We start from the raw sequence: 21,399 nt of genomic DNA, 5'->3' as shown, positions 1-21,399 counted from the left end.
TGCGCCATCGGCGGCGCGCGGGGTGTCGGCGTCGGTGTGGCGGCGACGCCGCGCGGTGGCGGGGGCGCGGCCGAGGGCGGGGTTGCGCGACGGATCGGCGCGGTGGCCGTCCGGTCCCTCGCAGCGGTCCACGGCGTCGGCGACGGCGCAGAGCGCGTCGGCCAGGGCCTCGGCCGACTGCAGCGCCAGTCGGGCGGTCATGCGGTCGGCGCGGTGTTCGGCCAGATGGGCCGGCGCGGCGGGATCGGACAGGTCGAGAATGTCGGCGGAGCCTGCGCCAGCCTCGGGCGCGCCCACAGGCGAGGCCAGGCCCAGTTGAATGGTGGCGGCCAGTTCGGCGGCGAAGACATAGGCCTCGGCCCGATCGGTGAAGACGCCCTCGGCCAGGCCCCGGCCGGCCAGGCGTTCGGCCCAGGCGTCGACGGCGCCGTTCAGCCAGCCGCCGGTCGGGGACAGGTCGGGGACCAGGGATTCGCTCCAGTCCAGCCAGGATTCGATCCGGGCGTCCGACCATGCGGCCGGCGCCGTGATCTCCTGGACTGTGGCGGCGCGCTCGACAGCGCGGGTCTCCATCGTGACCCGGCGGGCCAGATCCACGAAGCCGGATTGAAAGCGCATGGGCCGCATCTCCCGGTAAGCCTGCCACCAGATTACGGCGATCCATCAAGGCGCGCCACTATATGTAGTAGTTATCAACCGCTGAATCCATTTGATGGTCATTCAGCGCCTTTGGGCGGACGCCGGCTCGATCCGGTGGTCATCAGGCGAGGCGCGGGCGCCGGCGGGCCAGAAATCGACACAAAGCGACATTGCGCCGCTTGCGGCCGACATTGCTCCTGTGTCATGTAACCGATTACATCAGGTTATCGACAGACCTTCGACAAGAAGGCTGGCGCGATGACGCTCAGAGGGAAACACTTGGATATCGCCGCCTCATCAGCCGTGAACGGACGTGCGCCCGCCGCCAAGGCCGCCACGATCCGCGACGTCGCCGAACGGGCCAAGGTGTCCGTGGCCTCGGTGTCGCGCGTGCTGAACGGGTCGGACGCCATCACCGAAACCACGCGCCAGCGGGTGCTGGATGCGGTCGCGCATCTTCACTACGTCCCCCATGTCGGGGCGCGCAGCCTGTCCACCAGCCGGACGGACACCATCGGGGTCATCCTGCCGGACCTGTACGGCGAGTTCTTCTCCGAACTGATCCGCGGCATGGACCTGGCCGCGCGGGCGCACGGCAAGCACCTGATCGTCTCCAGCTCCCACGGCGACACCGAAGAGACCATGGCGGCGCTGCGGTCGATGCGGGGCCGGGTCGACGGCATGATCGTGCTGTCGCCCCATGTGCGGGCCGCCAATCTGGCCGCCGACGTGGCGGGCCGGACTCCGGTGCTGGTCATGAACGGCGGTCTGGACGAGGGCGGCCGGCCGGCGATCGCTGTGGACAACCACGGGGGCGCCGTGGCGGCGGTCGAACATCTGATCGCCACCGGTCGTCGCCGCATCGCCCATATCCGGGGCGCCGCCGGCAACCTGGAAGCCGATATCCGCGCCGAAGGCTACGCCAGCGCCCTGGTCGGCCAGGATCCGATCATCGTCGAGGGCGACTTTACCCAGGCCGCCGGGCATCGCGCCGCCACACAGTTGATGGCGCTGGACCAGCGCCCGGACGCGGTGTTCGCGGCCAATGACATGATGGCCCTGGGCGCCCTGCTGGCCTTCCAGGAGGCGGGCGTGCGCTGCCCCGAGGACGTGGCGGTGGTCGGCTTCGACGACGTGCCGCTGGCCGCCCTGGTCCGGCCGACGCTGACCACGCTCAGAGTGAATATTGCGGAAATGGGTCGCCGGGGCGTCGAACGCCTCATCGGCCTGGTCCAGGCCGGCGCGAACGCCGAGGCGGACACCGCTTGTGAAATCGTTCGACCGGCCCTGGTCGTTCGTCAATCCACCGCGGCGGCCGCAACCGCCGGGTCAAACCCCGATCAGACGGCTGCGTCGCTGTCGTGAATCGGACCCATCAGGAGGGGACATCAGGATGATCAAGTTCAATACGCGTAGCGCGGCCCTGGCCGCCGTATCCGCCTTCGCCATCACCGCAGGCTTCGCCGGCGCGGCGACGGCGCAAAACGCCACCACCACGCTTCGTGGCGCCGTATATGACGGACCGACCGCCGAAGCTGGCGGCGCCGTCACCGCGACTGAGGTTTCGACCGGCTATGTCACTCGCGCCCGTATCGGAGCGGACGGCCGTTACGTCTTCTCAGGGCTGCGCCCAGGCACCTATCGCGTCCAAGTGACCAGCGACGATGGTCAAACTGCTGAAGAGACGGTCACCCTTTCGCTGGGACAGGTCGGTACGCTGAACCTGGACGTAGCCGCGCCGACCACCGCTGCATCGGATTCGGGCGCGACCGAACTGGGCGACATCGTCGTCACCGGTCGTCGGGTGTTCGAAGTGCGCACGCCAGAGGTCGCAACCAACGTCACCCAGCAGCAGATCAACAACCTGCCGCAGATCAGCCGTAACTTCCTGAACTTCGCCGCCCTGGCGCCCGGCCTGCGCGTGACTGAGGACGACACGGAACGGACCATCTCGGCCGGCGGCCAGACGGCCCAGGCCATCAACGTCTTCATCGATGGCCAGAACCGCAAGTCTCTGATCAACGACGGCGGCGTCGCCGGCCAGGACGACAGCCGCGGCACGCCCTTCCCGCAGGGCGCCGTGCAGGAGTTCCGCGTCATCAGCCAGAACTTCAAGGCTGAGTATGAACAGGCCGGTTCGGCCATCATCACCGCCGTGACCCGCTCGGGCACCAACGAGTTCCACGGCGACGCCTTCGTCTTCTATCAAGACCCGGACTGGGTTGCTCAGGACGAGATTTCCGAGCGCCGCGGCGCCGAGAAGGCCCCGGTCAAGCGCTTGCAGTACGGCGCCAGCCTGGGCGGTCCAATCATCCAGGATCGGCTCCATTTCTTCGGCGCCTATGAGCGCAAGGATGAGGACCGCATCTCTCAGTCCTTCCTGAACCGCACCGAGTACAACGACTTCTTCGCGGGCGATCTTGGCACCGTCTCGACGCCTTATGAACAGGACGTCTTCTTCGGCAAGCTGTCGTGGCAGGTCGATGATCGTCAGCGCGTCGAACTCAGCACCGAGTACAAGACGGAAGAGGACATCCGCGGCGCCGGCGGCCAGAACGCGCCCAGCCGTGCGGCCCGCAACAATGGGGAAACCCAGGCCTTCAATCTGCGCCACCAGTTCCAAGGCACGCACTTCCTGAACGAGTTCTCGATTGATTATCTGAAGTCGAGCTACGAACAGTCTGTGATCAATGGCTCGGACTATGGCCGAGAGTACGTCATCTTCCGCGATGATGTTCCCGACGATCAGGATGATCCAAGCACGCTTGGATTCCAGTACAACGTCAATAACCGCGACTCCACGGTCTTCACGGCTGGCGGGCGGGCTGACGCCCAATTCCTGGAGCAGAAGAGCACGACGATCCGCAACGACCTGACTATTCCGGACCTGGAATGGATGGGTACGCACACCATCAAGATGGGTGCGAAATATTCGATGCAGAACTACTTCGTACAGAAGGATTTCGGACGCAATCCGACCTTCATCTACGACATCGAGGGCCGCTCCGAGATCAACGGCAGCCGAACGGTCCCCGTCGCCGTGAACCTGGGCGTCGCCGTCCCGCCGGCCGATGTCGATAACAACGTCCTGGGTCTATATATACAGGACGACTGGCAGATTACGGACAAGCTGGAAATCAACCTCGGCATCCGTTGGGACTACGAAGACAACGCCGTTAACAATGACTACCGTACGCCTGACTCCATTCGGGACATGCTGGCGGCGATCCAGAACCTGCCGAACTACGATTTCCCCTCCTATTTCAACCCGTCGGACTACGTGTCGGACGGCGATCGCAAGGCTTTCAAGGGGGCGTTCCAACCGCGCTTCGGCTTCTCGTATGACGTGTTTGGCGACGAGCAGACGGTGATCTTCGGCGGCGCCGGCCGCTATTACGACCGTATTGGCTTCAACTTCGCCTTTGATGAACGATTCAAGCCGTTCCAGTTCAACAAGACCATCTACTTCTCCAACACCGGTGGTCCAGCCGGCGGACAGGAAACGATCGCCTGGAACCCTGCGTATCTGACCCCTGAAGGCCTGGATCCTCTGCTGGCCGCCAGCCCCGGAGCTGGGGAAGTCTTCCTGGTCAAGAACGATTTCGAGCCGCCTCGCACCGACCAATTCAATATCGGCGTGCGTCAGAAGTTTGGACGCTGGCAGACCGCTTTGACCTTCGCCGCCGGTCATACCGAGGGAGAGTCGGCCTGGTACATCGCCAACGCACTGACCGAGACAGGTGGCCGATTTAACGGGCCTAGCCCGACTTCGGTCGGCTATTCTCAGTTCCGCAACACGATCTTCTTCCAGAACACGGACAAGGAGCGGGATTACAAGGCGATCTATCTGACCGCTGACAAGCCGTATAACTCTGCAGATCGCTGGGGCTTCAACCTCGCCTATACCTACATGGATGCGACCCAGAACGGCAGCCGCGACAACGGCTACGGCGCATTTGACTTCGACTACAACACGCCAGAGCTGTCGCCTGAATATCGTTCGTCTACGGATGAACGTCACCGGATTGTGGCGTCCGGCACCCTGGGCCTACCCGCCGACTTCCTGTTGTCGGGCATCGTCACCCTAGGTTCGGGCCTGCCCTATAACATCAACGACTGCCCCAGTGCGCCGAGCACCGGCCCCAATATCTGCTGGAACGCGGGCAATCCGGAAAAGCGCGCCTTCCTGCCGGGGCTGAATTTCGCCTACCGCCAGATCGATCTTCGCCTGACCAAGGGCTTCGACGTCTTCGGCGGACAGCGGGTTGAGTTGATCGCCGACGCGATCAACATCTTCAACTTCACCAACTACAAATCCTTCGACACAGGCTTCAATAGCGCGCGCTACGGCGCGGGCACCGAGGTTTACCTGCCGACCCGCAGTTTCCAGGTCGGTCTGCGCTACTCCTTCTAACTCCCCCTGAGCCTGGGCCGCCTTCCGCTTGCGCGGGAGGCGGCCTTCTTCTTGATACAGACCCAGTGAGCGTGCCCATGAACCGCCGGAACTTCCTGATGCGAACCACTGCGGGGGCTGCGGCCCTGGCGGTGGGCGGCGTCGTCGCGGGGCCGGCGGCGGCGCAACAGGAGCAGGCGGCTCAGCAGGGAAGCGGCGCGGTCAACGGCACGCAACGGCGCCCCCTGCGGCTGGACCGCGAGATCGACGAGCTTCAGGAACGCACCTTCCGCTGGTTCGAGAAGGTCACGGACCGGCGCACCGGCCTGACGCCCGATCGCTGGCCCACGCCGTCCTTCTGCTCCATCGCTGCGGTCGGTTTCGCCCTGACCTGCTGGCCCATCGGCGTCGAGCGGCGCTGGATGAGCCGGGACGAGGCGCGCGAACGCACCCTGACCACCGTCCGCTATTTCTACAGCCTGCCCCAGGGACCGGAGCCGACCGGCACGGCGGGGCACAAGGGCTTCTTCTATCATTTCCTGGATATGGAGACCGGGCTTCGCTACCGGACCAACGAGCTGTCGACCGTCGATACGGCCCTGCTGATCGCCGGCATGTTGTTCGCCGCCCGCTATTTCGACGGCGACCATCCGGACGAGGTCGAGATCCGCAGCCGGGTCCAGGCCCTGTACGAGCGGATCGAATGGGACTGGGCCGTCGTGCGCGACAACCGGATCACCATGGGCTGGCATCCGGAGAGCGGCTTCATCCCGTCCGACTGGCATGTCTATAACGAGGGGATGCTGCTGCTGCTCCTGGCCATCGGCAGCCCGACCCATTCGGTCTCGGTCAACGTCTGGCATGAGTGGGCCGCAAGCTATGACCAGAGCTGGACCGACCGCTGGGGCAGCTGGCACCTGAATTTCGCGCCGATCTTCGGCCACCAGTACAGCCATATGTACGTCGACTTCCGCGGCATCCAGGACGCCTGGATGCGGGGCCAGACGGCCCAGATGGGCGAGTATCTGGACTATTTCGAAAACAGCCGCCGCGCCGTCTACGCCCAGCAGAAATACGCCCACGACAATCCGGGCCAGTGGGCCGGCTATTCGTCCGAGACCTGGGGCCTGACGGCCTGCGACGGGCCGGGCGATTTCAAGCAGACGATCAACGGGGTCGAGCGCGAGTTCTTCAGCTATTCGGCGCGCGGTCCCGGCGAGCGCGACGACGGCACCATCGCACCCACGGCGGCGGCCAGCTCCATCGCCTTCGCGCCCGAGATCGTCGTGCCCTGCATCAAGGCGATGAAGAGCCGGTTCGGCGCGGGGATCTATACTGAGTGGGGCTTCCTCGACAGCTTCAACCCGACCCTGACCCAGCGCGACGGGCCCTTGCAGCACGGCAAGATCATTGACGGCGTGGGCTGGGTCGCCGACGACTATCTGGGCATCGACCAGGGCCCCATTGTCGGCATGACCGAGAACCATCGCTCCGACTTCATCTGGCGCTACATGCGCGGCGAGCCGCACATCCGTAAGGCCCTGGAGACGGCGGGCTTCACCGGCGGCTGGCTGAACGCATGACCTCTGGCCCGCACAGGCGGGGCGCCCTGGCGCTGCTGGCGGGCGGGGCGGCGGCGGCCTGCACGCCGCGTCGTGACGGCGAGACGGTGCTGCGCTTCTGGGCCATGGGCAATGAGGGCGGGACGGTGGGCCAGCTGATGCCCGAGTTCGAGCGGCGCAACCCCGGCGTCCGCGTCGCGGTCCAGCCCCTGCCTTGGACGGCGGCGCACGAGAAACTGCTGACCGCCTACGCCGGCGCCTCGCTGCCGGACGTCAGCCAGATCGGCAACACCTGGGTGTCGGAACTGACCGCCATCGGCGCCCTGTCGCCGACCCCGCCGGCCGCCGCCGACCTGCTGACCGATCAGTTCGAGGCGGTGCTGGAGACCAACGAGGTGGCCGGCCGGGGCATGACCACGCCCTGGTACGTCGATACGCGGCTTCTGTTTTATCGCACCGACCTTCTGGCCCGCGCCGGCTTCGGCGCCCCGCCCCGGGACTGGGCCGAGTGGAAGCGGGCCATGCACGGGATCAAGCGCGTGGCGGGCGGCGACAACTACGCCATTCTGCTGCCCCTAAACGAGTTCGAGCAGCTTCTGACCTTCGGCCTTCAGACCGAGGAGCCCTTGCTGCGTGACCGCAATACGCGCGGCAACTTCTCCAACCCCGGCTTCATCTCGGCCCTGGCCTTCTATCGCAGCCTGTTCGCCGAGGGCCTGGCGCCCCTGGCTTCGGCGGCGCAGATCTCCAACGTCTGGACCGAGTTCGCGCGCGGCTATTTCAGCTTCTATTTCTCCGGCCCGTGGAGCGTGGGCGATTTCCGCAGCCGCTTGCCGGCGTCGTTTCAATCCAGCTGGGCCACGGCCGGCGTGCCGGGACCGAACGGCCTGGGCGCCTCGGCGCCGGGCGGGTCCAGCCTGGCGGTGTTCAAGTCCTCGCCGCATCAGGAGGCGGCCTGGGCCCTGGTCCGCTATCTGTCCGAGCCGGCCGTCCAGGCCCGGTTCAACACCATCGTCGGCGATCTGCCGGCGCGGAAAAGCGCCTGGGACATCGCCCAGGTGGAGCGCGACCCCATGCTGGCGCCCTTCCGCGGCCAGCTGGAGCGGGCCAAGGCCGTGCCCAAGGTTCCGGAGTGGGAGCGGATCGTGACCGAGATGCAGATCGTCGCCGAACGCATGGTGCGCGGCGAATATACCCCCGAGACTGCGGCAGCGGAGATCGACCGTCGGGCGGACCGGCTGCTGGAGAAGCGCCGCTGGATGATGGAGCAGGGCAGGGCCGTATGACCGTCGCCGATCCGACATTGGCCCGCGTGAAGCCGTCGCGTGGACGCGCGGCCAGAGAGCGCGCAGCCTGGGCCTTCGTCGCCCCTGCGATGATCGCCATCGGCCTGTTCTTCGCCTTTCCGGTGATCGCGGCCCTGCTGCTCAGCCTGACCGACTTCGACATCTACGCCCTGGCGAACCTCGATAATCTGCGTTTCGTCGGCCTGCAGAACTACGAGCGGCTGATGACCAATCCCCTGTTCTGGGGGGCGATGAAGAACACCCTGACCTTCGCGGTCCTGGGCGTGCCCCTGTCCATTGCGGCCTCGCTGGCCGCGGCGGTGATCCTGAATGCGCGGGTGGTGAAGTGGCGGCCGATCTGGCGGGTCATGTTCTTCGCCCCCTATGTCACCACCCTGGTCGCCACCGCCGTGGTCTGGCGCTATCTGCTGCACACCCGCTACGGCGTCATCAACTGGGGGCTGGAGAGCATCGGCCTGCCGGCGGTGGACTGGCTGGGCCAGCCCTCGACCTCCATCCCCGCCATCCTGATGTTCGTGGTCTGGAAGATCTTCGGCTACAATATGCTGATCTTCCTGGCGGTGCTTCAGACCGTGCCGGACGATCTGTACGAGGCCGCCCGCATCGACGGCGCCGGGCCGTGGAAGCAGTTCCGCCATGTCACCCTGCCGGCCATCGCGCCGACGATGCTGCTCGTCTCGATCATCTCGGTCGCCAGCTTCTTCCAGCTGTTCGCCGAACCCTATGTGATGACGCAAGGCGGCCCGGCCCAAAGCACGGTGACGGTGCTCTACTTCATGTACGAAGAGGGCTTCAAATGGTGGAACCTGGGCTCCGCCAGCGCGGTCGCCTTCGTCCTGTTCCTGTGCATCCTGGCCATTACCCTGGTGCAGCTGGCCGTTGCCAAGCGGGTGGGGGCGTACCAGTGAAAATCCGCTCGATCTTCCTCAACCTCGCCGTCGCGCTCATCGCGCTGATCGTCCTGTTCCCGCTGGTCTGGATGGCGTCGGTCAGCTTCATGCCCACCGGTGAGGCGGCGACCTTCCCGCCGCCCCTGGTCCCGTCGCGCTGGACGCTGGAGCACTATCAGGACCTGTTCCTGAACCAGGGCATGGCCCGCTATCTGTGGAACAGCTTCGCCCTGGCGACCCTGGCGACGATCCTGGCGCTCAGCTTCACCGTCCCGGCCGGCTACGCCTTCGCCAAGCTGAAGTTCACCGGGCGCGAACGGCTGTTCCAGCTGCTGGTCGCCGCCCTGGTGGTGCCGGCCCAGATCGGCACCCTGCCGCTGTTCCTGATGCTGAAGGGGATGGGACTGGTGAACACTTATGCCGGGGCGCTGGCGCCCTGGCTGGCCTCGATCTTCGGCCTGTTCCTGGTGCGCCAGTATGCGCTGAGCATTCCCGACGAAATGCTGGAGGCGGCCCGCATCGACGGCGCGAGCGAAGGCCAGATCTTCCGCCGCATCGTCCTGCCGACGCTGCAGCCGATCATCGTCACCCTGGGCCTGTTCGTCTTCCTGGGCAGCTGGAACGACTTCCTGTGGCCGCTGATCATCCTGACGGACCAGTCGAACTACACCCTGCCGGTCGCCCTGGCGGCCCTGTCGCGCGAACACGTGCAGGACATCGAACTGATGATGGCGGGCGCAGTCGTCACAGTCGCGCCCGTCCTGATCCTCTTCCTCGCCCTGCAACGCTACTACATCCGCGGCATGCTCGCGGGCAGCGTGAAGGGGTGATCCTTGTAGCCCTCCACCGCCGTCATCCTGGGCCTTGTGCCTAGGATCCATAGACTCCGTCGAGGACGGGACGCACGCCTTCGACACCGGGCGTATGGATCCTCGGGACAAGCCCGAGGATGACGGCAACAGAGGAAACTGGAGTAATCCGAATGCGTATCCTGACCTCCATCCTCGCGCTCAGCGCCGCCCTCATGGCCGCCCCCGCCGTCGCGCAGGACACGCGCGTCCTCGACAGCATGGACGACGCGTCGCGGTGGGAGGCCAGCGCCTCCACCGACGTCCACGCCGCCGTCTCCGCCGTCGCCGGGCATGACGGCCGCGCCGTGCGGCTCGACTACGACTTCGACGGCAAGGCCGGCTATGCGGTGCTAAGCAGGCCCCTGCCGTTCGACCTGCCCGACAATTACGAGATCAGCTTCTGGGTGCGCGGCGCCGGGCCGGTCAACACCTTCGAGGTCAAGCTGACCGACGCCTCAGCCGAGAACGTCTGGTGGAAACAGACGGCCCGCTACGACTTCCCCGACGGCTGGACGAAGTTCGTGATCAAGCGCCGCCAGGTGTCCAAGGCCTGGGGCCCCAGCCCGGAGACGGTGCTGCGCCGCGCCGAACGGGTCGAGTTCGTCGTGGTGGCGGCCGAGGGCGGCAAGGGCGCCGTCGAGATCGACCAACTGAGCCAGCGCGCCCTGCCGGTCGATCCCGTCGCGCCGCCGCAGCCGGTCGCCGGCGACGGCCGGCCGCAGACGACCGCCGCCAACGCCGTCGATCTGGACCCGAAGACGGCCTGGACCCCGCCGGTGGGCGAACCCTCGGCCCTGACCCTCGACCTGGGATACGAGCGCGAGTTCGGCGGCCTGACCCTGCGCTGGGGGGAGCGGGGGGCGGCGGCGGACTATCGGATTTCCGCCTCGACGGACGGACGGGACTGGCGCGAGCTGGCGACGGTCACGGGCGGGAACGGCGGCGTCGACTGGCTGCGCACGCCGGAGGCGACCGCCCGCTGGCTGCGGCTGGAGCCGCTGAAGCCGGTCCCCGCGTCGGACGTGGTCGGCTCGTCCGGCGCCGGACAGCGGCTGGGGGCAGGGCAGGCGACGACCTATGCGCTGACTGAGATCGAGGTCGAACCCCTGGCCTTCGGCGAGGACGCCACGGCCTTTGTGGAGGCGGTGGCCAAGGAGAACCGTCGCGGCCTCTATCCACGCGGCTTTTTCGGGGAACAGCCCTACTGGACCCTGGTCGGCGTCGACGGCGGTGGCGAGAGCGGCCTGATCGGCGAGGACGGCGCCATCGAACTGCGCCGCGCCGGCCCCAGCATCGAACCCTTCGTCATCGACAACGGGCGGCTGATCACCTGGGCCGACGTCAATGTCGAACAGGGGCTGAAGGACGGCGACCTGCCCATACCGTCCGTGACCTGGACCGCCGACGACTGGACGCTGAAGATCACCAGCTTCGCCGACGGCGCGCCGGACCAGGCGCGTCTGTGGGGCCGCTATGACCTGACCAACACCTCCAATCGGCCCCGCACCCTGACCCTGGCCCTGACGGCGCGACCCTTGCAGGTGAATGGACCCGTACAGTTCCTGGCCATTCCGGGCGGCGTGGCGCCGGTCGAGCGGATCGCCTGGGACGGCGCGAGCCTGACGCTGAACGACGACGTTCGGGTCCAGCCCCTGACCGCGCCGGACGCCGTCGCGGCCTCGAGCTTCGATGCAGGGGTAGATCCTCAATCATTGATTCTACCGTCGGCGCGACGGCCCGCCGGCGAACCGGTCATGGTCTCCGACCCCACGGACCTGCCGGCCGGCGCCCTGCTGTATGAGGTGATGCTCCAGCCCGGCGAGACACGCACCTTCGGCTTCTTGTCGCCGCTGGCGGGCGAGACGCCGCAGGCGGGGCAGGGCGTCGCCGCGCTGGATCAGGCCGAGCGGGCGCTGGCGGCGGAATGGCGCGAGAAGCTGGACCGGGTGGACCTGACCCTGCCGCCCGCCGCCCAGCGGATCGAGGACGCGTTGAAGTCGTCCCTGGCCCATATGCTGATGTCGCGTCAGGGGCCGATCCTCCAGCCCGGCACCCGCAGCTACAACCGCTCCTGGATCCGCGACGGGGCCATGATGGCCGAGGGGCTGAACCGGCTGGGCATGGCCGAGCATTCGGCTGACTATCTGCGCTGGTACGCCCCCTATGTGTTCGAGAACGGCAAGGTCCCGTGCTGCGTCGACGCACGCGGCGCCGATCCGGTGCCCGAGAACGACAGTCACGGCGAGTTCGTCTTCCTGGCCGCCGAGACATACCGCTACACCGGCGACGAGGCCCTGCTGCGCCAGGTCTGGCCTCAGGTGCAGAAGGCCGTCGCCTATATGGACGAGCTGCGCGCCTCCACCCGCACGCCTGAGTTCCAGACCCCCGACCAGCGCCATCTGTACGGCCTGCTGCCGCCGACGATCAGCCACGAGGGCTATTCGGACAAGGCGGCCTATTCCTATTGGGACGATTTCTGGGGCCTCTTGGGCTACAAGGACGCGGTCTTCATCGCCCAGACCCTGGGCGACGCCGAGGCCGCCGCCCGCTACGCCGCCGCGCGGGATCAGTTCGCCGCCGACATTCGCGCCTCCATCGTCGCGACGGCCGAACATCACGACATCGACTGGATCGCGGGCGCCGCCGACCGGGGCGATTTCGACGCCACCTCGACCACGATCGCCCTGTCGCCGTCGGGCGAGCAGGATAATCTCCCGCCCGAACTCATGGCGCGAACCTTCGACCGCTATTGGGAAAACTTCCAGAACCGTCTGACCAATCGCACGGCCTGGAAGGACTATACCCCCTACGAATGGCGGCTGGTCGGCGCCTATGTGCGGCTGGGCCAGAAGGACCGGGCCCTGGCGGTGCTGGACTTCCTGATGGCCGACCGTCGGCCCGAGGCCTGGAACGGCTGGGCCGAGGTGGTGGGGCGCGACAAGCGCGAGCCCCGCTTCATCGGCGACATGCCGCACGCCTGGATCAGCTCCGACTATATCCGCTCGGCCCTGGACCTGTTCGCCTACGAACGGGACCGCGACCACGCCCTGGTGCTGGCGGCGGGCGTGCCTCAGGCCTGGCTGGATACGGCCGAGGGGGTTGGGGTGAAGGATCTGCGCACCGCTTATGGCTCGCTCACCTACGCCTATCGCAAACAGGGAGCGGCCTATGTGTTGACCCTGGGCGGCGCGGCGACGCCGCCGGGGGGCTATGTGCTGCAATGGTCCGCGGGGGAGGGGCGGCCCGAGCGGGTGCGCATCGACGGCCGCGCTGCGCGGTGGACCGGCGACGAACTGGCGATCCCCGTGGGCGCGCGGCGGATCACCCTCAACTGATCCCTTCTCCCCTTGCGGGAGAAGGTGGCCCGTAGGGCCGGATGAGGGGTTGCTCCATCTCCAACGAAAAAGGGCCGGTCATGCACTGACCGACCCCTCATCCGACCTCGCTTCGCTCGGCCACCTTCTCCCGCAAGGGGAGAAGGACGTCAGTCTTCCGTCTTGGCCTTGGTTTTCTTGGCCGGCGCCTTCTTGGCGGCCGGCTTCTTCGCAGCAGCAGCAGCCTTCTTCGGCGCAGCCGCCTTCTTGGCCGCCGGGGCCTTCTTCTTCGGCACCGCCCCGGCCTTGGCGGCCAGCAGGGGCAGGGCGTCTTCCACAGTCAGGTCTTCGGGCGCCACGCCCTTGGGCAAGGTGGCGTTGATCTTGCCCGATTTGACGTAGGGACCGAAGCGGCCGGCCATGACGTGGATCGGCTCGCCCGTCTCCGGGTGGGCGCCCAGGTCCTTCAGCGGGGCCGTTGCTGCGCCGCGACCGGGACGGCCGGCGCGCTTCTCGGCCAGCAGGGCGACGGCGCGGTTCAGGCCGACCTCGAACACCTCGTCGATGTCCGAGACGTTCGCATAGGTGCCGGCGTGCAGGACGAAGGGTCCGTACCGGCCCAGGCCCGCCGTGATCATCTTGCCGTCCTCGGGGTGGACCCCGACTTCACGAGGCAGGGCCAGCAGGCGCAGCGCCTGGTCCAGCGTCAGCGAGGCGGGCGACCAGCCCTTGGGCAGGGACGAGCGTTTGGGCTTGTCGCCCTCGGGCGGCGTGATTTCGACATAGGGTCCGAACCGGCCGATCTTCAGCTGCACCGGCTGGCCCGTCTCCGGGTCAATCCCCAGTTCGCGGTCGCCGCTTTCCGCCGATCCGTCTTCAGCCGAAGGGCTGGCGACAGGACGGGTGTATTTGCAGTCAGGGTACCGTTCGCAGCCGATGAAGGCGCCGAACCGGCTGGTCTTCAGGCTGAGCTGGCCCTGATGGCACAGGGGGCATTCGCGCGGGTCGGACCCGTCTTCCTTGGCCGGGAAGATATGGGCGCCCAGCGACTCGTTCAGCGCATCCAGAATGGCCGTGGTGCGCAGTTCGCCGGCGGCCTGGGTCGCGGCGTGGAAGTCCGACCAGAACTCGCGCAGCAGCACCTTCCAGTCCAACTGGCCGGCCGACACCTCGTCCAGACGCGTCTCGAGCGCCGCAGTGAAATCGTATTCGACCCACTTGGCGAAGAACTGTTCCAGGAAGGCCGTGACCAGCCGTCCCTTGTCCTCGGGATAGAAGCGGTTCTTGTCCACCCGCACATATTCGCGGTCGCGCAGGGTCGACAGGGTCGAGGCGTAGGTCGACGGCCGGCCGATGCCCAGCTCTTCCAGCTTCTTGACCAGGGTGGCTTCCGAATAGCGCGGGGGCGGTTCGGTGAAATGCTGGTCGGTGCGGATGGCGTCAACCTTGGCCTTGGCGCCTTCCTTCAGCGCGGGCAGGCGGCTGGTGTCGTCGCCCTCGTCCTCTTCCGCGCCCTTCTGCTTCTCGTCGCGGCCTTCCTCATAGACGGCCAGGAAGCCGTCAAACGTCACCACCTGGCCGGTGGCCCGCAGGCCGGTCAGGCCGTCCGAGGTTTCGATCTCCACCGTGGTGCGGTCCATCCGGGCCGCCTCCATCTGCGAGGCGACCATCCGCTTCCAGATCAGCTCGTACAGACGCTGAAGATCGGATTCGAGGCGCAGGCTGTCCGGATGACGGGCGATGTTTGTCGGCCGGATCGCTTCGTGCGCTTCCTGAGCATTCTTGGCCTTGGTCTTGTAATAGCGCGGTTCCTGAGGAACGAAGGCCGGGCCGAACTCCTTGGCGATGACCTCTCGCGCCTGGGCGATGCCCTCGGGCGTGGTCTGGACGCCGTCGGTCCGCATATAGGTGATCAGGCCGCCGGTCTCGTCCACGCCCTCATACAGTTTCTGCGCCGCCTGCATGGTGCGCTGGGCGCTGAAGCCCAGCTTGCGCGAGGCTTCCTGTTGCAGGGTCGAGGTGGTGAAGGGCGGGGCCGGGTTGCGGCGGACGGGCTTCTTCTCGACCGAGTTGATGGTGAAGTCGCCGGCGTCGATGGCCGCGCGCGCAGCGGCGGCGGTCGCCTCGTCCTTGATGTCCAGACGCTGCACTCGCTTGCCGGCGTGCTTGACCAGACGGGCGGTGAAGGGCGGGCTGTCGGCGTTCAGATCGGCCTCGATGGACCAGTATTCCTGCGCCTTGAACTTCTCGATCTCCATCTCGCGATCGACGACGATGCGCAGGGCGACGGATTGGACCCGCCCGGCCGAGCGCGCGCCCGGCAGCTTGCGCCACAGGACCGGCGACAGGGTGAAGCCGACCAGATAGTCCAGCGCCCGGCGGGCCAGATAGGCCTCGACCAACTCCATGTCGATCTGGCGCGGATTGGCCATGGCCTCGAGGACGGCGGATTTGGTGATGGCGTTGAAGGTGACGCGCTCGACGTGCGTGTCCTTCAGTGCCTTCTTCTTGTTCAGCACCTCCAACACGTGCCAGCTGATGGCTTCCCCTTCGCGGTCGGGGTCGGTCGCCAGGATGACGCGGTCGGCGCGCTTGGCGGCCTCGGCGATTTCGGACAGCCGCTTGGCGCCCTTGGCGTCGGCCTCCCAGTGCATGGAGAAGTCGTCGTCGGGCAGGACCGAGCCGTCCTTCGACGGCAGGTCGCGGACGTGGCCGTAGGACGCCAGAACCTCATAGCCGGAGCCGAGGTATTTATTGATGGTCTTGGCCTTTGCGGGGCTCTCGACGATAACGAGGTTCATGCGTGTTCGGTCTCGGGAAGGGGCGCGAACGTGGTTGGAGCGGAGCCATGTGTCAATGCACCGGCCGCCGGACGCCCGTAAACTTGCGGAATATCGGGTGACTATCACGGATCGAAGACGAATCCGGAAGAGACTTCACTATATGGACGCGAGACCGCCCGGCAGCAGCTCCGCACGGCCCGCCAGGCTCAGTTCCAGCAGGGCGGCGGCGACCTGGCCCATGGGGGCGTTCAGGGCGCGCGCGATCTCGTCGCGCGGCGTCGGGGTGGGGGACAGCAGGGCGGCGACCCGGTCCAGGAAGGCGTCGTCCACCTCGCCATAGTCCATGGGTTCCGACGGCGGCGCGCGCAGGGTGCGCAGGGTGTTGAAGGCGCGCTCGATATCCTCGATCCCCTCGCACAGGATGGCCCCCTGGCGCAGCAGTTCGTTGGGACCCTTGGCGCGCGGGTCCAGCGGCGAGCCGGGCACGGCGAAGACGTCGCGCCCCTGTTCCGCCGCCAGCCGGGCGGTGATCAATGAGCCGGACTTGATCTCGGCCTCGACCACCACGACGCCGCGCGACAGGCCGGAGATGATGCGGTTGCGGCGGGGGAAGTCTCTCGCCTGGGCGCGAGCGCCGACCGGGCTTTCGGACACGACGCAGCCCTGATCGACCAGCCGGGCGTAGAGGTCGGCGTGTTCGGGCGGATAGATGTCGTCCACACCGCCGCCCAGAACCGCGACGGTCCCGGTCGCCAAGGCGCCTTCGTGGGCGGCGGCGTCGATGCCGCGCGCCATGCCCGAGACGACGACATGGCCGGCCTGACCCAGTTGCAGCGCCAGGCCGCGCGCGATCCGCTGTCCGCCGGCCGAGGCGATGCGCGCGCCGACGATGGCGACGCAGGGCGCGTTCAGCAGTTCGACCCGACCCCGGGTCCACAGGATCGGCGGGGGCGGATCCAGCGCCGCCAGCATCTCGGGATAGTCGGGATCGCCCAGCACCAGCAGGCGGGCGCCGACCCGCTCACCATCGGTCAGTTCGCGCTCGATCTTGGCGACGGGCGGGGGAATGGAGGCAGCACCGGACTTGCGGACCAGATCGGGCAGGACCTCCAGCACGCGAATGGCCGAGCCGTAGCGGCCCAGCAGCTGGGAAAAGGCGACGGGACCGATGCGGTCGGTGCGGGCGAGCCGCAGCCGGGCGAACCGTTCGTCCGCCGACAGGCTCACGCCTTCTTGGCCCCGATACGCGGTTCCTCGCCCTTCAGCAGCCGGGCGATGTTCTGATGGTGGCGAACCCAGATCAGCACGGCGGCGAAGACGGTCAGGCACAGGATCGGCATGCCCACCGGCAGGCCGACGGCGGCGAGCGGCAGCAGGGCCAGCAGGGGCGCGGTCGCCGAGGAGATCAGGGCCGCCAGCGACGAATAGCGGAAGACGAAGGCGCTGATCAGCCAGACCGCTCCGGCCATCAGGCCCAGGGGCCAGGCGGCGGCCAGCAGCAGACCATAGAAGGTGGCCACGCCCTTGCCGCCCTTGAACTTCAGCCAGACGGGAAACAGGTGGCCCAGGAAGGCCGCGCCGCCGGCGATGGCGCCCGCGACCTCGCTGTCGAACAGGGCGCGCGCGATCAACAGGGCGACCGCCCCCTTGCCGGCGTCCAGCAGCAGGGTGGCCAGGGCCAGGTCCTTGCGGCCCGTCCGCAGCACATTGGTCGCGCCGATATTGCCGGACCCGATGTTGCGCACGTCGCCGGCGCCGGCGGCGCGGGTGATCACGACGCCGAACGGAATCGAGCCGAGCAGATAGCCGCCCAGCGCGACCAGCGCCAAGGTCCCGATCGCGGGGCCTGCCAGATCCTGCACGTTGATTCTCTCCCCACGGAATGCTGTGGCAAAATGCGTCGGCGCGCCTTGCGGAGCAAGGGCGATCCGACCTCTTGACCCAATGATTGCCGCAGGGTCAGGTCCGCCCGCCTTGCCGGAGTGCGCCATGACCCGAATCCCCGCCGCCGCCGCCCTGATTCTGCTGCTGTCCACCTCGGCTTGCGTCGGCGCCGCGCCGGTTAGCCCGCCGCCGATGGGCGGACCGGCCATGGCCGCCTATTTCGACTGCGTGAGGGACGGCGGCGTGGCCATCTCGGCGCACCGGGCGGTCTCGGCCATGGACCAGCCCGAGAACTCCATCGCCGCCATCGAGGCGACCGGACGGGCCATTCCGGGCGCTGTCCTCGAACTGGACGCGGTCCTGACCAGGGACGGCCATCTGGTCCTGATGCACGACGAGACCATGGACCGGACCACGACCGGGCGGGGCCGCGTCGCCGACCTGACCCTGGCCCAGGTCAAGGCCGCCCGGCTGAAGGCCTCGAACGGCGCCCTGACCGACGCCGCGCCCCCGACGTTGGCCGAGGCGCTGGACGCCGCCGGGCGCGTGGGCGCCATCGCCAGTCTGGATCTGAAGCCGGCGGACGGCGCAACCACGGTCGATCTGGCGCGCGCCGTGATCGACCAGGTGCGGCGTTCGGGCGCGCAGAACCGGGTCATACTGATCACCTATAGTGACGCCGACGCCCGCGCCGTCGCGGCCCTGGCGCCGGAGATGATGATCTCGGCCGGTCTGGACGGCGTCGAGGATCTGGACGGGCTGAACGCGTCGCAGATCCTGGCCTGGACCGGCACGCGCGAGGAACGCCCCGCCCTGTGGTCGGCCCTGCGTCAGGCGGGTGTCGAGGTCCAGTTCGGCACCCTGGGCGCCGAGGGCCGTCGCCGCGACGACCGTTACGCCGCCGACGGCGACGTCTCCGAATATCGCGACCTGGTCCGCCAGGGCGTCACCGTGATCGCCACCGACACGCCCCTGGTGGTCCAGTCGGTGCTGGGGGCGGAGGTCGCCAAGGCCGCGACCTGCCGCCGCCCGCGCTGACGCGACGATTTGCGCTGAATCAAGGGCCTGGCGGCGCAGTTAGGGCAGGAGGAAGATCAGGAGTTCAGCATGCGCGATGATCTGATGTTCGACGTGGCCGTGGTCGGGGCCGGACCGGCGGGCCTGGCCTTCACCCGGTCCCTGGCCGGAGCGGGGCTGACGGTTGCTCTGATCGAGGGACAGGCCGAGGCGGCCTTGCGCGACCCGGCCTTCGACGGGCGCGAGATCGCCCTGACCCACAACTCCATCCGTCTGTTGAAGAGCCTGGACGCCTGGGACCAGGTTCCGGCGGAAGAGATTTCGGACCTGCGCGAGGCGCGGGTGCTGGACGGCGGCTCGCCCTTCGCCCTGACCTTCGACGCCGGCGGCGCCGATCGGCTGGGCGTCCTGATCCCCAATCACCTGATCCGCCGCGCCCTGTTCGAGGTCGTGGAGGGCCAGCCGGGCGTGACCCTGATGGCCGGGCGGCGGGTGGCCAGTTGCGCCGTCCAGGACGCCGCCCCGCGCGGGCGGGTCGTGCTGGACGACGGGACGGCGATCCGGGCGAAGCTGATCGTGGCGGCGGATTCGCGCTTTTCGGGCGTGCGCGACCAGCTGGGCGTCGGGGTCGAGATGAACCGGCTGGGCCGCTCGATGATGGTCTGCCGGATGCGGCACGACCAGGCGCACCGCCATGTCGCGACCGAATGGTTCGACCATCGCCAGACCGTGGCCCTGCTGCCGGTCGCGGACGTCGAGGAGCGGGTCTCCTCCGTCGTCCTGACCCTGGCCGCCCCCGCCATCGCCGACCTGATGCGCCTGTCGCCCGAAGCCTTTTCAGTCGAGATGGAGCGGCGGCTGAAGGGGCGGCTGACCGGGTTGGAACTGATCGACACGCGTCACGCCTATCCGCTGGCCACGACCTGGAGCCGCCGGTTCGCGGGCGAGGGTTTCGCCCTGATCGGCGACGCCGCCGTGGGCATGCACCCGGTCACGGCCCACGGCTTCAACCTGGGTCTGCGCGGACAGGATACGCTGGCCAAGGTGGTGAGATCGGCGCGCGGAGGGGACATCGGCTCGGAACGCCTGCTGGCCCGTTATGAACGCGACCACCGCCTCGCCAGCTGGCCCCTGTACCAGGGCACCAACGCCCTCGTACGCCTGTTCACCGAGGAGACGCCCCCGGCCCGTCTGGCGCGCGGAGTGGCGCTGAGAGCCGGGCAGGCGACGGCGCCGTTCAAACGGGTGGTGAAGCGGATGCTGACGGCGTGAGCCATTATTCTTCCTTCTCCCGTGGGGAGAAGGTGGCCCGCAGGGCCGGATGAGGGAGCAGCGGTGGGCCAACTCGCACCACCTTACCCCTCACCCTTTCGCGCAAGGACGATCGCTTCGCTCTCGTGCGCTCAAGCCCTCTCCGAGCGGGAGAGGGAAGGGTGGGTCAGAAAACCTTCCGGCCGCCCACCCAGGTCCCGATCACCTTGCCCTGGAGCCGTCGCCCGTCGAACGGCGAGTTTTTCGACTTCGAGCGCAGCTTGTCCGCATCGACGATGATCGGCGCGCCGGGATCGAACAGAACCAGGTCGGCGGGCGCGCCTTCGGCCAGCACACCGGCGTCCAGGCCCAGCAGGGCCGCCGGTCCCTGGGTCAGGGGCCGCAGCACGTCCAGCAGGTCCAGCCCGTCCTCGTGGTGCAGGGTCAGGGCGGCGGGCAGCAGGGTCTCCAGGCCGACGGCGCCGGGCGCGGCCTCGGCGAAGGGACGGCGCTTGTCCTCGGCCGGGGCGGGGGCGTGGGCCGAGGTGATGACGTCGATCAGCCCTTCGCGCACCGCCTCGATCAGGGCCTGACGATCGGCCTCGGAGCGCAGCGGCGGGTCCAGCCGGTAGAAGGTGCGATAATCGCCGATGTCCACCTCGTTGAAGCACAGGTGGTTGATCGAGACGCTGACGGCGACCTCAAGCCCCTTGGCGCGGGCCCGCGCCAGGGTCTCCAGCGCCCCTTCGGTCGAGATCTGATCCACCAGGAACCGGGCGCCCGTCTGTTCGACCAGGGCCAGGTCGCGCTCCAGCCCGATGCGCTCGGCGATGGCCGGGCTGCCGGACAGGCCCAGCCGCGTGGCCAGTTCGCCGGATGCGGCGACGGCCCCCTCGGTCAGCCAGGGATCGGACGGACGGCAGGCGATCAGGGCGTTGAAGGCGGCGGCGTAGCTCATCACCCTCTGCAGGGTGCGGCTGTTGACGATGACCTTGTCGCCGTCGGTGAAATACAGGGCGCCGGCCTCGTCCATCAGACCGATCTCGGCCATCCGCTGGCCGTCCAGGGCCTTGGTCGCGGCGCCGGCCGCACGGACATTGACCAGGTTCAGGGCCGCGCCGCGACGCTGGATGAAGTCGATCATCGCCGGGTCGTCGACGGCGGGATCGGTGTCGGGCTGGACCACGATGGTCGTCACGCCCCCGCCCGCGGCGGCCAGACTGGCGGACTTCAGCGTCTCCTTGGGCTCGGCCCCCGGTTCGCCGGTCTTGACCCGAATGTCGATCAGGCCGGGCGCGAGGCAGTGGCCGTCCGCGTCGATGGTCTGGTCGGCGTCGATGAGCGATACGCCGTGAACGACCCGCACGATGCGGCCGTTCTCGATCAGCACGCCGCCGGGACCGTCATAGTCCGTGGCCGGGTCCAACAGGCGGGCGTTGGTGATGGCGAGCGTGTTCATCGGAAATCCTCCCCCGTTGGGGGAGGGGGACCGCCCGAAGGGTGGTGGA

13 protein-coding genes and 1 pseudogene are annotated in these 21,399 nt (G+C 68.0%); 9 read left to right on the top strand and 5 right to left on the bottom strand.

Annotation, left to right across the window (positions count from 1 at the left end; all coding sequences use genetic code 11):
• Positions 1-618: pseudogene (locus tag ER13_RS09635) on the bottom strand (TSCPD domain-containing protein); the annotation flags it as partial.
• 300 nt (positions 619-918) lie between these two features.
• Between ER13_RS09635 and ER13_RS09630 the strand changes: the two are divergent.
• From ER13_RS09630 to ER13_RS09600, 7 genes are all read left to right on the top strand, one after another.
• A complete protein-coding gene (locus tag ER13_RS09630) occupies positions 919-2,004 on the top strand; it encodes a LacI family DNA-binding transcriptional regulator (RefSeq protein WP_230307637.1) in 1,086 nt (361 codons plus the stop codon).
• 28 nt (positions 2,005-2,032) lie between these two features.
• Positions 2,033-5,053, top strand: coding sequence for a TonB-dependent receptor (locus ER13_RS09625; protein WP_035308759.1), 3,021 nt, complete (start codon positions 2,033-2,035; stop codon positions 5,051-5,053).
• A 77-nt stretch (positions 5,054-5,130) separates the two neighbouring features.
• A complete protein-coding gene (locus tag ER13_RS09620) occupies positions 5,131-6,615 on the top strand; it encodes a glucoamylase family protein (protein ID WP_035308757.1) in 1,485 nt (494 codons plus the stop codon).
• The gene (locus tag ER13_RS09615) at positions 6,612-7,880 is read left to right on the top strand and encodes a sugar ABC transporter substrate-binding protein (protein ID WP_008263473.1); all 1,269 of its coding nucleotides are present in this window, start codon (positions 6,612-6,614) and stop codon (positions 7,878-7,880) included. Before ER13_RS09620 ends, ER13_RS09615 begins: the two co-directional genes overlap by 4 nt.
• A complete protein-coding gene (locus tag ER13_RS09610; RefSeq protein WP_035308754.1) occupies positions 7,877-8,809 on the top strand; it encodes a carbohydrate ABC transporter permease in 933 nt (310 codons plus the stop codon). The genes ER13_RS09615 and ER13_RS09610 overlap by 4 nt, the downstream gene beginning before the upstream one ends.
• Positions 8,806-9,621 carry a carbohydrate ABC transporter permease gene (locus ER13_RS09605; RefSeq protein WP_008262922.1) on the top strand — a complete coding sequence of 272 codons (816 nt, stop codon included), beginning with the start codon at positions 8,806-8,808 and terminating at the stop codon, positions 9,619-9,621. Before ER13_RS09610 ends, ER13_RS09605 begins: the two co-directional genes overlap by 4 nt.
• A 152-nt stretch (positions 9,622-9,773) precedes the next feature.
• Positions 9,774-12,977, top strand: coding sequence for a discoidin domain-containing protein (locus ER13_RS09600; RefSeq protein WP_052005032.1), 3,204 nt, complete (start codon positions 9,774-9,776; stop codon positions 12,975-12,977).
• A 149-nt stretch (positions 12,978-13,126) separates the two neighbouring features.
• Here ER13_RS09600 and topA read toward each other — a convergent pair whose 3' ends face one another.
• From topA to plsY, 3 genes are all read right to left on the bottom strand, one after another.
• Positions 13,127-15,757, bottom strand: a complete 2,631-nt coding sequence (gene topA / locus ER13_RS09595; protein ID WP_035308752.1) for a type I DNA topoisomerase — start codon at positions 15,755-15,757, stop codon at positions 13,127-13,129.
• A 138-nt stretch (positions 15,758-15,895) separates the two neighbouring features.
• Complete coding sequence (dprA, locus tag ER13_RS09590) at positions 15,896-16,966, bottom strand: DNA-processing protein DprA (RefSeq protein ID WP_008263412.1); 1,071 nt, start codon at positions 16,964-16,966, stop codon at positions 15,896-15,898.
• On the bottom strand, positions 16,963-17,601 hold the full coding sequence (gene plsY, locus ER13_RS09585; RefSeq protein WP_035308749.1) for a glycerol-3-phosphate 1-O-acyltransferase PlsY: 639 nt from the start codon (positions 17,599-17,601) through the stop codon (positions 16,963-16,965). Before plsY ends, dprA begins: the two co-directional genes overlap by 4 nt.
• Positions 17,602-17,728: 127 nt before the next feature.
• Here plsY and ER13_RS09580 point away from each other — a divergent pair, with 127 nt between their 5' ends.
• Both ER13_RS09580 and ubiM read left to right on the top strand, forming a co-directional pair.
• A complete protein-coding gene (locus ER13_RS09580; RefSeq protein ID WP_008262939.1) occupies positions 17,729-18,661 on the top strand; it encodes a glycerophosphodiester phosphodiesterase family protein in 933 nt (310 codons plus the stop codon).
• A gap of 69 nt (positions 18,662-18,730) precedes the next feature.
• Entirely contained in the window at positions 18,731-19,912 is a 1,182-nt protein-coding gene (gene ubiM, locus ER13_RS09575) for a 5-demethoxyubiquinol-8 5-hydroxylase UbiM (protein ID WP_008263583.1), read from the top strand.
• Between the two features lie 166 nt (positions 19,913-20,078).
• On the opposite strand, the gene pyrC is transcribed toward ubiM, so the two are convergent.
• Entirely contained in the window at positions 20,079-21,350 is a 1,272-nt protein-coding gene (pyrC, locus tag ER13_RS09570) for a dihydroorotase (protein ID WP_035308746.1), read from the bottom strand.
• Between the last annotated feature and the right edge of the window lie 49 nt (positions 21,351-21,399).

Source organism: Brevundimonas sp. EAKA, from assembly GCF_000698025.1.
Lineage (GTDB): Bacteria > Pseudomonadota > Alphaproteobacteria > Caulobacterales > Caulobacteraceae > Brevundimonas > Brevundimonas mediterranea_A.
The sequence above is the reverse complement of the archived record's forward strand: the minus strand, read 5'-3'. Positions and strand labels throughout refer to the sequence as shown.

Bases quoted from the DNA above. Each gene is read 5' to 3' on its own strand.
- ER13_RS09625 (WP_035308759.1), top strand. From the start codon at position 2,033: ATGATCAAGTTCAATACGCGTAGCGCGGCCCTGGCCGCCGTATCCGCC.
- ER13_RS09620 (WP_035308757.1), top strand. From the start codon at position 5,131: ATGAACCGCCGGAACTTCCTGATGCGAACCACTGCGGGGGCTGCGGCC.
- ER13_RS09615 (WP_008263473.1), top strand. From the start codon at position 6,612: ATGACCTCTGGCCCGCACAGGCGGGGCGCCCTGGCGCTGCTGGCGGGC.
- ER13_RS09610 (WP_035308754.1), top strand. From the start codon at position 7,877: ATGACCGTCGCCGATCCGACATTGGCCCGCGTGAAGCCGTCGCGTGGA.
- ER13_RS09600 (WP_052005032.1), top strand. From the start codon at position 9,774: ATGCGTATCCTGACCTCCATCCTCGCGCTCAGCGCCGCCCTCATGGCC.
- topA (WP_035308752.1), bottom strand. From the start codon at position 15,757: ATGAACCTCGTTATCGTCGAGAGCCCCGCAAAGGCCAAGACCATCAAT.
- ER13_RS09580 (WP_008262939.1), top strand. From the start codon at position 17,729: ATGACCCGAATCCCCGCCGCCGCCGCCCTGATTCTGCTGCTGTCCACC.
- ubiM (WP_008263583.1), top strand. From the start codon at position 18,731: ATGCGCGATGATCTGATGTTCGACGTGGCCGTGGTCGGGGCCGGACCG.
- pyrC (WP_035308746.1), bottom strand. From the start codon at position 21,350: ATGAACACGCTCGCCATCACCAACGCCCGCCTGTTGGACCCGGCCACG.